At 46.0% G+C, this 12,476-nt stretch carries 13 protein-coding genes; all 13 read left to right on the plus strand.

The genetic code is table 11. The annotated features are described in order from the left end of the window. Positions 1-135: 135 nt before the first annotated feature. The 13 genes from DW025_RS00075 to DW025_RS00135 all read left to right on the plus strand — a co-directional run bounded on the left by DW025_RS00075 (position 136) and on the right by DW025_RS00135 (position 12,458). The gene (locus tag DW025_RS00075) at positions 136-975 is read left to right on the plus strand and encodes an ATP-binding protein (protein ID WP_119998047.1); all 840 of its coding nucleotides are present in this window, start codon (positions 136-138) and stop codon (positions 973-975) included. Between the two features lie 34 nt (positions 976-1,009). Continuing rightward, positions 1,010-1,558, plus strand: a complete 549-nt coding sequence (locus DW025_RS00080; RefSeq protein ID WP_119998049.1) for a hypothetical protein — start codon at positions 1,010-1,012, stop codon at positions 1,556-1,558. A gap of 207 nt (positions 1,559-1,765) precedes the next feature. Next, the gene (locus DW025_RS00085; protein ID WP_117551019.1) at positions 1,766-3,208 is read left to right on the plus strand and encodes an MATE family efflux transporter; all 1,443 of its coding nucleotides are present in this window, start codon (positions 1,766-1,768) and stop codon (positions 3,206-3,208) included. Between the two features lie 60 nt (positions 3,209-3,268). Further along, positions 3,269-3,979, plus strand: a complete 711-nt coding sequence (locus tag DW025_RS00090) for an ABC transporter ATP-binding protein (RefSeq protein WP_117551017.1) — start codon at positions 3,269-3,271, stop codon at positions 3,977-3,979. Continuing rightward, a complete protein-coding gene (locus DW025_RS00095; protein WP_118758536.1) occupies positions 3,976-5,574 on the plus strand; it encodes a putative ABC transporter permease subunit in 1,599 nt (532 codons plus the stop codon). Before DW025_RS00090 ends, DW025_RS00095 begins: the two co-directional genes overlap by 4 nt. Before the next feature lie 134 nt (positions 5,575-5,708). Then, entirely contained in the window at positions 5,709-6,461 is a 753-nt protein-coding gene (gene trhA / locus DW025_RS00100) for a PAQR family membrane homeostasis protein TrhA (RefSeq protein ID WP_117551013.1), read from the plus strand. 537 nt (positions 6,462-6,998) lie between these two features. Further along, a complete protein-coding gene (locus tag DW025_RS00105; protein ID WP_117551011.1) occupies positions 6,999-7,628 on the plus strand; it encodes a sugar O-acetyltransferase in 630 nt (209 codons plus the stop codon). 99 nt (positions 7,629-7,727) lie between these two features. After that, positions 7,728-8,471 carry a tRNA pseudouridine(38-40) synthase TruA gene (gene truA / locus DW025_RS00110; RefSeq protein ID WP_118758535.1) on the plus strand — a complete coding sequence of 248 codons (744 nt, stop codon included), beginning with the start codon at positions 7,728-7,730 and terminating at the stop codon, positions 8,469-8,471. A gap of 29 nt (positions 8,472-8,500) precedes the next feature. Then, entirely contained in the window at positions 8,501-9,148 is a 648-nt protein-coding gene (locus DW025_RS00115; protein WP_117551062.1) for a DUF6709 family protein, read from the plus strand. Positions 9,149-9,190: 42 nt separating this feature from the next. Then, positions 9,191-10,003 (plus strand): threonine/serine exporter family protein, encoded by an 813-nt coding sequence (locus tag DW025_RS00120; protein WP_118758533.1) that lies wholly within the window; start codon positions 9,191-9,193, stop codon positions 10,001-10,003. A gap of 13 nt (positions 10,004-10,016) precedes the next feature. Beyond that, entirely contained in the window at positions 10,017-10,481 is a 465-nt protein-coding gene (locus DW025_RS00125) for a threonine/serine exporter family protein (protein WP_055222929.1), read from the plus strand. 46 nt (positions 10,482-10,527) lie between these two features. Next, positions 10,528-10,806, plus strand: a complete 279-nt coding sequence (locus tag DW025_RS00130; RefSeq protein WP_015533590.1) for a hypothetical protein — start codon at positions 10,528-10,530, stop codon at positions 10,804-10,806. A gap of 173 nt (positions 10,807-10,979) precedes the next feature. Continuing rightward, positions 10,980-12,458, plus strand: a complete 1,479-nt coding sequence (locus tag DW025_RS00135; RefSeq protein ID WP_117551005.1) for a DUF6034 family protein — start codon at positions 10,980-10,982, stop codon at positions 12,456-12,458. Positions 12,459-12,476 lie beyond the last annotated feature (18 nt).

Below are 12,476 nucleotides of genomic sequence, written 5' to 3' on the forward strand. Positions count from 1 at the left end.
AGTGGGGACGCTTCTTTTGTCACAAGGAATATCCCTGAAAAGTATAACATTTTTATGTTGAAAATTCAACATACACAAATGCTCTGACTGAATATAATGACGTTAAAAGCAGGAAAAAGATTGGAGGAAATATATATGATAAGAAGAGTTATACAGATAGACGAGGACAAGTGTAATGGATGTGGAGCCTGTGCAAATGCGTGCCATGAGGGTGCTATAGGCATGGTAAACGGCAAAGCAAAGCTGCTCAGAGACGATTATTGTGATGGACTTGGCGACTGCCTGCCGTCGTGTCCTACAGGAGCCATAACATTTGTGGAGAGAGAGGCGGCTGCGTATGATGAGGCGGCAGTCATGGCAAACAAACAGGCAAGATTCGATGCAGAAAAATCCAAAAATATGGTTGGCTCAGGAGTGATGCATGGAAAAAGTCCGGCACACTCCGGTTGCCCTGGTTCTATGGCGAGAAGCATATTCAGGAGACCGGCAGCAGCTTCAGGTGAAGCAGTACAGGCAAGCTCATATGAACAGGCAGCAGTAGAATGCGTACAGAGTACAACTGATAAAACAGTCAATCAGCAGGCGGGTGACATATATAATTATGAGCGCCCGAGCCAGCTCACACAGTGGCCGGTGCAGATCAAACTTGCCCCGGTAAATGCGCCATACTTTGATGGTGCAAAGTTGCTTATAGCGGCGGACTGTACAGCCTATGCCTATGCATCGTTCCACGAGAAATTCATAAAGGGACATGTGACTCTGATTGGCTGTCCGAAACTTGACAGTGTCGATTATTCAGAGAAACTTACAGAGATTATCAGGCGAAATGACATACAAAGTGTTACAATAGTCCGTATGGAGGTTCCTTGTTGTGGAGGACTGGAGATGTCTGCGAAGAAGGCACTTCAGGACAGCGGCAAGTTTATCCCATGGCAGGTTGCAACAATATCAATAGATGGAAGAATTCTTGACTGACATTCTCTTCACAGCACCATGAAAGGTAAAGACAATGGAAGATAAAATAAGAATTACAACTGAGACAGGCAGTCGTCTGGTCGGTGCTCTGATAGGGCTGGTGAGAGCCACTGATGGGATGATGCATGTGACTGATGATACAAATAACATAATAATAGAAGGTTTGCACATGTCTGATATTGCTCTTGGCATCTCTGATGCAGACATGAAGGCGATGATCGCAAGGGTGCATGCTGATAAGCATACAATTGTCCCTGACTGCAGTGTATGCGGTGCACCATGTGGCAGGACTGCAGATTATGATTGGGAGAGCGTGTACAGAGAAGAACGGACAGAGCACGAGGAAGGCAATAGTGATGGCAATGTGGCAGAGCCTTCTGTCATATCGGACGTGCGGATAGACATACTTTCCATACTTCAGAAGATATCCCACAGAGTGATCTCCGGGGAGATCAACGCAGATGGCGAGGTGAACTTCAGTGTGTGCAGGGCAGTATTTGCACTGGGGGAGAACTGGAGTGACGGCGAGCTTGAGAGAGTAGAGAGTGAGCTTGAAGATTTGTCAACCAACAACAGTATGTAACAATGGCACACAAAAATGTAATACTTGAAAATAACAAGGCTTGGCGCATCACAGATGGAATGAAAGTGGTGCGCTTGTTAAAATTAATAAGAAAATACTTCATACTACAGGTATAAAGCCATTGCAAATACAATTATTCGGGAGTACAATAGTCGGACGCATCAAATTAAATGATGAAAGAGATAATAACAGGAAAAGGTAACAAAAATGGGAAGTGCTGCTACGGGCTTTGTAAAAAATAATAAAAAGGTGACATGGAAAGAATTTGCCAGAATGCTTGCTGTGCTTGCTGTGCCTATTGCGATGCAGAATCTGCTGGCGACCACCGCCAGTATGGTTGATACCATCATGATAGGAAGTGAGGGCGAGATCGCCGTTGCGGCGGTTGGCGTGTGTGCACAGATAGGATCACTTTTGTTTTCAACATATTGGGGATTTGTCAGCTGCTCCCTTCTGTTCATGTCTCAATACTGGGGTGCCAAGGATCCGGAGGGAATGAACAAAGCATTTGGTCTGGCGATCATATGTGCGGGAATATTTGGAATAGCATTTGCGGTGGTGACTGTGGTTGCACCGGGGTGGATACTTGGAATATATACAGATAAAGTAGAGATCATAGCACTTGCGAAGCCATATATGAGAATAGTTGGATGGTCTTATCCGCTTCAGGTATTTGCCGCAATAATTACAGCACTCCTTAAGTCAACGGAGAGGGTGAAGGTGCCACTGGTGTGCTCGGTCATCTCACTTTTACTCAACTTTTGTATAAATTTTGTGTTGATCTACGGTAGATTTGGTGCTCCCAAGATGGGAGTTGCTGGTGCGGCTATAGGTACACTGGTGTCTGGTATCGTGAACATAGCGCTGCTCATTCTGTATCTTGCAAAGAGCAGGCATGAGATAAAGTTCAGTGCGCGAAAGGCATTTGATATTGATATGGGATTTGTGAAGTCCTATGCGTCCAAGGCATTCCCGATCGTATGCAACGAGATCCTCTATGGCGTGGGCCAGATGATAATCAACGTTGTCATGGGACATCAGAGTGATTCCGCCATAGCCGCCATGGCTGCATTCCGTGTATGTGAAGGGTTTGTATATGCATTCTTTGGTGGTCTGGCAAATGCGTCCAGCGTTGCCGTGGGAAATGAAGTTGGCGCGGGTAATCTGGACAGGGGACTTTCCTATGCCAAGAGAGCTGCACTGGTATGTCCTGCCATCACATTCACAATTGTGCTCATCACGATGCTGCTGCACAATCCGCTGTTCGGATTGTTTGGACTCGGGGCTGAGGCGATGATGTACACAAAGTATATGCTTATAATATATCTGTTCTTCGGAGCAGTCAGAACATGCTGCTATATACAGAACGAGTGCTTCCGTGCAGGCGGTGAGGCCATCGTTGGAACAGTTATGGAGATCAGTGGACTGATGTTGTTTTCGGTCCCGGCTACATGGGTAGCAGGAATGGTGCTCAAGCTGCCATTCCTCGCAGTGTTCTCATTTGTTTACACGGATGAACTTCTGAGATTTGTCATACTCACGCCGTATCTACTGAAGGGAAGGTGGATCAAACCTATGACGGGACCTGGTCGCGCGGCACTTGATGAGTTCAGGGGCAGGATGAAGCGAAATAAGCATAGAGCGCGATAATCTATGGGGACGGAGAGGTCAGGTACCTCCGTCCCCTGTTTTGAAAAAGGAGAAAATAATATGCTGCAAATAAAAAATCTCACAAAGAGATACGGAGATAAGTTGGCGGTGGACAATCTAAGCCTACATATAATGCCGGGGGAGATATATGGTTTCATCGGACACAACGGAGCAGGTAAGACAACCACTATAAAGGCGTGTACAGGGATCCTGAATTTTGAGGAGGGAGATATCCTTATAGATGGTGTGTCCATAAAGGAAAAACCGCTGGAATGCAAGAAACAGATGGCATATATTCCTGACAATCCAGATATGTATGATTTTATGACCGGAATCGGATATTTGAATTTTATAGCAGATATATTTGACGTGCCGGAGGAAGTCAGGGACGAGCTCATAGACAAATATGCTGACGCATTTGAGATAAAAGACAACCTCGGACAGCTGGTATCCGAGTATTCTCATGGTATGAAACAGAAACTGGCAATCATATCGGCATGGATACATGAGCCGAAACTTGTCATCATGGATGAACCGTTTGTCGGACTCGATCCAAAGGCTTCCCATATACTCAAGCAGATGATGAGAAAAATGTGTGATGACGGAGGGGCGATATTCTTCTCCACACATGTATTGGAAGTCGCAGAAAAGCTGTGCGATAAAGTGGCGATCATCAAATGCGGACGACTGGTGAAGGCGGGAATAATGGAGCAGGTGAAGGGAGACGAGTCACTTGAATCCGTGTTCCTTGATCTGGAGGGTGAGTCATGATAAGGATATTGATGAAGAAACAGCTTAAGATGCTGTTCAGTGGATTTTTCGTTGACCGGAAGACTGGAAAGTCCAGATCCAAAGGTGCTGTAGTTCTGGGTATCATCAGTTATGTGGCAGTGCTGCAGGGCTGTATGGGAGCCATGTTCGGAATGGAGGCATATTCGGTGTGTGAGCCACTTTGTTCTGCGGGGCTTGATTGGATGTACATGGCGATGATGTCTATGATGGCGTTGACCATCGGTATATTAGGAAGTGTGTTCAATACATATGCGAGCTTGTATCAGGCAAAAGACAATGACCTGATGCTGTCACTGCCCATCCCGGTCAGGGCTATATTATTTGCAAGACTGTCAGGGGTGTACATCATGGGTGCGATGTTCGCCGTGACCGCCATGGTTCCCGGTATCATAGTATATGGAATAGTAGCTCATCCCGGTGTGTGGCCGGTCGTGTCATCTATTATAGTGCTGGTTCTTCTGACATTTGTCATACTGGTGCTCTCATGTATACTTGGCTGGGTAGTGGGGAAGATAGGCAATAAGACCAGAAATAAGAGCTTTGTGACAGTTGTATTGTCACTGGCATTTATAGCCGCATATTATGCTGTATACATGAATGCAAATAAGCTGCTCTCAAAGATCCTGGCAAACAGCGGAGAATACAGTGCAAAGATAAAAGGTGCTGCATATCCGCTCTATTCAATTGGTCGTGCGGCTACAGGAGATGGACTGCAGCTGGCGTTGGTGGCAGCAGGCACATTGATCATCTCTCTTGCAGTGTGGCTGGTACTTGAGAGAACATTCATCGGAATCGTGACGACAAAAGCCGGACATACCAAAAGGAAGAATATAATAAAAGCTGCAAAGGCGCAGAGCCAGGATGCAGCACTTCTTCAGAAAGAGTTCAAAAGACTGGCAGCATCTGCCGTATATATGCTCAACTGTTCCCTGGGGACATTGATAATGATCGCTATGGCAGTGGTTTGTCTTGTTAAAGGACAGTATGTAGTAGATATGATTACGAAAACTCCCGGACTACCGGATGGTGTACTTATAATTGGGGCGTGTATAGCCGTATGTGCCGCCGCGTCGATGAATGATCTGACTGCACCATCGATATCTCTGGAGGGAAAGAATCTTTGGATCGTGCGTTCGCTTCCAGTCACATCGTGGCAGATACTCAGGGCAAAACTGAGGATGCATGTGATACTTACCCTGATTCCGGCGCTGATCCTTGATATAGTGATGCTTGTTTTTGTGACACCATCACTTGTAGATGGCGTGATGATGTTACTGATACCATGTCTTTATGTGTGCCTGACTGCATACATAGGGCTTGCAGTCAATCTCAAGATGCCAAAGCTTGACTGGACGTCGGAAGCATCAGTCGTGAAGCAGAGCATGGGTGTACTTGTTGCTATTTTATCGAATTTTGTATATATTATTGTACTTGTGGTGGGATATTTGTTATTCGGAGGTTTTACCGGAGCGACAATGTATCTAGCAATAAGCACTGCATTGACGGCAGCCGCTGCAGTTTTGTTTAGAATATGGCTGAAGAGACGTGGGGTGCAGGTGTTTGAGGCGCTCTAGTGGTCTGCGATGATGAATCCAGGGCTGTGCTCTGCATGGAAGCTGGAGACTGCGGTTGTAAGACAGTGTAGATTATAGATAGCAGAATAAATTATAGATAGAGTTATAGATAGAAAGAAGTTTCAGGATTAAATATGGCAGAAATAAAGAACTCGGAATTAGATATGAGTAGTCAGCAGAAAGCTGAACTGGACAAAGAGAAAAGAAAAGAAGAGAAGAAAGAGGCAAAAAGAGCAAAAAGGCAGCACTACAGGGAACTGAATGAGCCGCCAAAGCTCACCGTTCTCGAGGAGGTGGGAAATGCTGTTACCCACGGAATAGGAGCAGGGCTTGCCATAGCCGGACTTGTCCTTCTTCTCCTGAAGTCAGACACAGGACTCAAAGTGATGGCATCGTGTTTTTATGGAATATCACTGATATTGATGTTTCTCATGAGCTGTCTGTATCATTCATACAAATCCGGTCTGGCAGTCAAGCGGCTCTGGAGAAGATTTGACTATTCCTCGATATATCTGCTGATAGGCGGAACATTTGCTCCACTGTACCTTGTGTACTGGGGAAATGTGCTTGGAATAGTGTTGTTCTGTGTGCAGTGGGCACTTATTATAGCGGGGATCACCATCATATGTGTGTTCGGCCCGGGCAGGTTCAGACCGATACACTATACGCTGTACTTCGTCATCGGATGGAGCGCTATCATGTTCATTCCGGGCTGGTTCAGAAATGACAAGCCGCTTCTGGGATGGATCGTGGGCGGAGGTGTTGTCTATACGCTTGGCATGATTCCATTTGTGAAGGACACCAAGGGGGCGCACTTTATCTGGCATATCTTTGTGATGCTGGGGGCCGCGCTGCATTGGTTTGGGATGTACCTTTATGTGTATTGATGACGGACGCCATTTTCAAGCGTATAAGGCCATGATATATGCGTGCAATCACATTTGCCTAGCCTCACTTTACTTTGCTTCCATATGCACTCGGCTCTGACCGCAATAAGGGCGCTGCGGTCGCCACCTCGGCAGGAAGCAGTAAAGAGAGGCAGTCTGCATTATCGATTGCACACATAATATCATGGCCTTTTTATATCGCCTGAAAATGGCTGGTTATGAATCACGCTAATCTTCCTTCGTTTCAGCTTGCTTATATTTGCACTGCGCTCTGCGCACGATAAGGGCGTTTGTGTGCGCCGCTCCGGCAATAAGAGCTGAAGTTCAGTCGATTACGCTATCGATTCAGAATACAGGCACACGGCTTATTATAATATCTGGAGAGCAGTTTTTCTGTTACCGATAGAAGTTTATTGCTTATATTGGATTCGATTTACGAGTAATTATATTTGCGGTTGATTGCAGCCATAAAGAATGGTATCTTTTAGGCAGATATAAACATGATGAGTAAATATTATAATACGAGGAGGAAATTCTATGGACAGAGTAGAGAAAATGCTTGGCAGAATGAAAGCTGGTAAGTTATATAAATGTGTGGACTGGGATCCGGAGGGGAAGGCGAAGGATCTGGTTGATAAGTTCAACGGTGCTCCGAGGTCTGAGACAATGACAAGAACAGGCGAGTATCTTGGAAAATTATTCGCACACATGGGAAAGGAGTGTTACATAGAGCCGCCATTTTACTGCGACTATGGAACAAATATACATGTGGGAGACTATTTCTATGCAAATACAGGGCTGATAGTTCTGGATCAGTGTGACGTCATCATTGGAGATCATGCATTTCTGGGACCAAGGGTCAATATATACTGCGCATGTCATCCGATAGATGCGATGATCAGAAATGCCGGTGTGGAGCTTGGCAAGCCGGTCACAATAGGCGATAATGTATGGATCGGCGGAAATACGGTCATCAATCCGGGTGTGACCATAGGTTCAAATGTTGTCATAGGCTCAGGGGCGGTTGTCACAAAGGATATTCCGGATGGTGTGATAGCTGCTGGAAATCCATGTAAAGTCATGAGACCGATAACAGAAAAAGATAAGCAATATTGGCTTGAACAGGTAAAGGAATTTGAGACAGACACAGGCGAGCAGGTGCTGTAGTGGGGACGCTTCTTTTGTCACAAGGAGTGTCCCCTGGATTGGATTTATATGACAGAGGGACACTCCTTGTGACAAAAGAAGCGTCCCTGGAGAGGACATATGGTAAATTACAGATTTACTTTCAGCTATGATGGCACACGTTATCACGGCTGGGAGAGCAAGACAAATGCGGATACAGTGGAGGGGCGAATAGAGACGGTCCTAACCAGGATGGTCGATGCAAAGGTCGATATCCATGGTGCAGGCAGGACTGATGCGGGAGTACATGCCAGAGCCATGGTGGCGAACGGAAGGCTAGAAACAGATAAGACTCCGGAAGAGATAAAAGATTATCTGAACAGATATCTGCCTGCGGATATCTGCGCGCTTGATGTTGCTGTGGCCGGGGACAGGTTTCATGCAAGGCTGAATGCAACCGGTAAAGTCTACGAATACACGCTGTATGTAGGTGCTGAGAAACCTGTATTTGATAGAAATTATGTGTGGTGTGTGCCACAGGGCAGTATACTTGATGTGGATGTGATGAAAAAGGCTGCATCGTATTTTGTCGGAAAGCATGATTTCAGATCTTTTTGTGGCAACAATAAGATGAAGAAATCCACGGTCAGAACTATATACGATGTGGATATAGTCAAGGAGGGAGACTACGTCCACATGAGATTCCATGGAAATGGCTTTTTGCAGAACATGGTGAGGATACTGACCGGAACACTGGTAGATGTTGGATATGGGAATATGAGTGCGGAGCATATTCCTGAGATCATAGCCGGGATGGACAGGCAGCTGGCGGGGCCTACGGCGCCTCCACATGGACTTTGCCTGATGAAGGTGGAATATGACTGAGTACAATTAAGAAAATGGGGTTAAAACAGATGATAAAGAAGCTTGGAACAAAGTACAGGATAAAATGTATTATTGGAGCAGTGATATTTGCAGCAATCGGAATCTCCGGTGTTGCTGCAGCAATGGGGGTAGATGAAGGATCGATATGGATAGGGCTTGGATCCGCGATGTTCCTCGCATTTGCGGCATGGTTTGTATCCCTGGCAATAAGGCAGAGCAACATAAGAGACGTACTGGATTACTGCAAGAAGAAGCCAAATCCTGAATATGAGATGGAGAGGATAGAGCAGTTTTACAGATCAGGTGCTGCAGTGAATGGCCTCAGATTAAATAACGAGTTCTTCATGTATATCAAGGGTGACACGGTGAATTTTGCCGAGACCAGGGAGCTTATGTGGGTATATAAGCTCATAACCCAGAACAAAGTGTACGGAATCAAGGCGGGTAAGTCTTACCAGATCGAGGTCAGGCTGAATGATGGCAGCGGAATGGCGCTTCCGATGAGGAAGGAGAAGGACTGTGATGACATCCTTGCATACATAGAAAGCATGGTTCCATACATAATAATAGGATACAACGATGAGATAAATAAGATATATAACCACAATCAGAAGGAACTGGAGAAAATGGTGGATGAGAGAAGACACCAGTACTTCCAGCAGGTTCCAATGAGATAGATAATGGCATGAGGTATATCTGTACAAAAAGGATGGTGGCATATGGGTATGGCGGATATTGACAGGCACAGCGGAATGGAGAAGCTGCGGGATATGCCTCAGGGAAGTCCGGAGGATGTGAAAATGCTCGGCCTGTTCATGGATGTGGGAGCCATGATGATCCGGAATGGCTCGGAGGTGAAGAGAGTGGAGGATACACTCAGACGAATGGGAGCTGCTTATGGAGCAGAGCGTATGGACGTATTTGCTATTACATCCACTCTGGTATGTACCATGAACATGCCGGATGGATCGGTGTGCTCCATGACCAGAGGAACCAGGGATGGGACAAAGACGGACTTCTGGAAGCTGGAGCGGATAAATGCCCTGAGCAGAGAGTATTGCAGACAGCCACTAGCCACTGAGGACCTGAAAGAACGAATTGAAGAGATAGAGCAGGCATCAGCGCCGAGATTCCGGGTGTGCGTGGGAAGCGTGCTGGCGGCGGGAGCGCTTGCGGTATTCTTCGGCGGAACCATACTTGATGGAGCTATGGCGGCGGCATTTGCTGTGGGGATATGGCTGATGCAGATATATTTCGCCCCGATATGTACCAACAACATACTGTTTAATTTTCTGAGTTCATTTGTCACGGGCGTACTGATCGGACTGGCAGGGCACGTGCTTCCAATACATGAGGACAAGGTCATGATAGGAGATATCATGCTGCTGATCCCGGGGCTTGCGCTGACAAATGCAGTGAAGGACATGTTTGTAGGGGATACCATAACGGGAAGTCTGAGGCTGGTTGAGTCGCTGCTCTGGGCGGCGGCGATAGCGTGCGGATTTGCACTGGCGGTATTTATCACGATTTAGGAGGTGCAGACAAGTGCAGCAAACGATCATACAGGTTGTCACAGCTCTATTAGGTTCGCTGGGATTTGCTTTTATGTTCAATCTAGGAAAGAGAAATGTGATACCGGCGGCGGTCAATGGAATGTGCACATGGATAGTATACATTCTGGTCAGAAATATCATAGATGACGTATTTATCCCATCTCTTGCGGCAAGCCTGTGGGCTGCCATATATGCTGAGATAGCGGCAAGGATCATGAAAGCACCGGCAAATCAGTATCTCATAGTCGGACTTATCCCGCTTCTGCCGGGGGCTCCGCTCTATTACACACTGAGCGCGGCATTTGATTCAGACTGGAAGGCCGCAAGCGCATATGGCAATTCCACAATGCTGTTCGTGCTTGGGATTGCGGTGGGAATAAGCGCAGTCTGTGGATGTGATGACATAATAAGGAGGCTTAAGAACAAAAAGACGGAAAGCTTGAGTAAACACATATAAGGTGTTATGATACAGGTTAAGTGTTATATTAAGGAGATCGAGGGTTATGCTTGAGAAGTATGGAAAAAAGCTGTTTATATTGCTTGGATGTGATGTAGTATATTTTATATTGTGGGTTATACCGGCCATAAGGATACCTGCTTCATCTGCGATTTTTACCGGACTTGGGCTTATGACCATGACGGCACTCAGCTTTGTTGAGGTTGAGGATGATACATTTGACAGGGTGACAGGTGATGAGAAGTGGTTTAAGATAGCCTTTCTGGTGGGAGCGGCACTCACGCTTGTGGGGATCATACTCCTGCTGATGTTTTTCAAATTCTAAATATAATGTGGATTACAGATCCCTTCCGTATGATTAGGTACATCATACGGAAGGGATTTTTTCGTCTTAAGAATATCTTAAAGTTCCCGGCAATTGTTTCTTAATGTACACCCATTTTACAATACATTATGAGCAGAGACATTTCTGAAGTTTAATGTGAAGGGAGGCAGAAAATGTCAGGAAATTCGTGGCGGAAAACTGCGCTGGTCATGTCTGTACTTGCCGTATGTGGCATATGTGGCTGTGAGAACAGGTCGAGCGGTGATGAGGACAGGACAGAATACATATATGGTGATTCCATTGAGGAGGATCATGGCGGAGGACTACTCGGTATAAGGCTTGGCGTTCCTGATAGCTGTGATCTAACATTTGATACCGGTCATTCAAAGCTTTCGGAGATAAGTCTTTTGGATGATGACATACAGGTTGCAAATGTGGACAGGGCGTATACTGTAAGCTTTGACAGGATGAGGATGGATACGTCGAGGATACAGGACATGGTGGAGAGTGTATTTGACAAAGACCAGGGAATATATTGCCGTGATGACGGCGACGAGAATATGACGAAGGAGGAGATACAGAAGGAGATAGACCTCATAGAGGTGTACAGGCAGCAGGCGCTGGAAGAAGGGCAGCAGGATGTTGCGGAGATATATGAGAGTGACATAGCAGAGACGAAGAAGCGGATGAAGGAAGCCCCCGATTCGTATACGCCGGTCAGAGAATATACGACAAATAAGATATACATAGGCCAGCATGACGGTGAACAGTACAGCCTGTGGATATCCGGGGATGACACAGCAGATGCATCTGGCAGGGTAAGCATAGTATATGAGCCGGCGGGTGATCAGGAGCAGAAATATCTTGCAGATGTGGAAGATGCAGTGATGACGGAGACCGCCGGGCAAAACTATTTTGGCGGCGATATTGAAGACCAGGAAAATAAATGTGGGATAGATGAAAATACAGCAGAGCATGAAGCTCAGGCATTTCTGGATAGGATGGGAATATCCGGAATGGCAAAATGCGGAAGTCAGGCTGTGGTGAGGTCGTGGCTGGACAGCGGATTTGAAATTATAAAAGCTGAAAAGAATGGGTACATGTTCGAATTTGGAATACAGATCGGCGGAGTGGATACTGCCTATATAGACCCGACAGGAGTGGATAACCTGAAGAATAAAAATGGTTACGTCATGTACGAAGGTGACAGGATATCCGTATGTGTGGATGACAGCGGAGTGTTTAATGTGAGAGCAATCTTAAGTACGGATACGGATTCATTTGTCAGGGAAAAGGTGGATCTCCTAAGCTGGGAAGATATGGTGAATAAGGCTGACGATAGCATAGCGGAATATTATGAAAAATATCCTACCGACTATTCAGAGGTGCGGTTTAACAATGTGAAATTTATGTATGTTCCCTGTATACAGGATGGAGAAAATCTTGTGTACATACCGGCATGGGTACTGACCCAGTCTGAAAATAATGACATCTCAGAGGAGCATGGCGCATACGATAATATAGTGCAGCTTGTGTACATAAACGCAGTGGATGGAAGCTGTGTAGATATAATTGAGACTGCAAAATGTCTTGAGACATGGTACGGAACAGACCCGGAGACTGGGGCAGGAACAAAAACCATATCAAAATAAATGTGCTGATATGGTCAG

The organism is Coprococcus sp. AF38-1 (assembly GCF_003603945.1).
Lineage (GTDB): Bacteria > Bacillota > Clostridia > Lachnospirales > Lachnospiraceae > Coprococcus > Coprococcus aceti.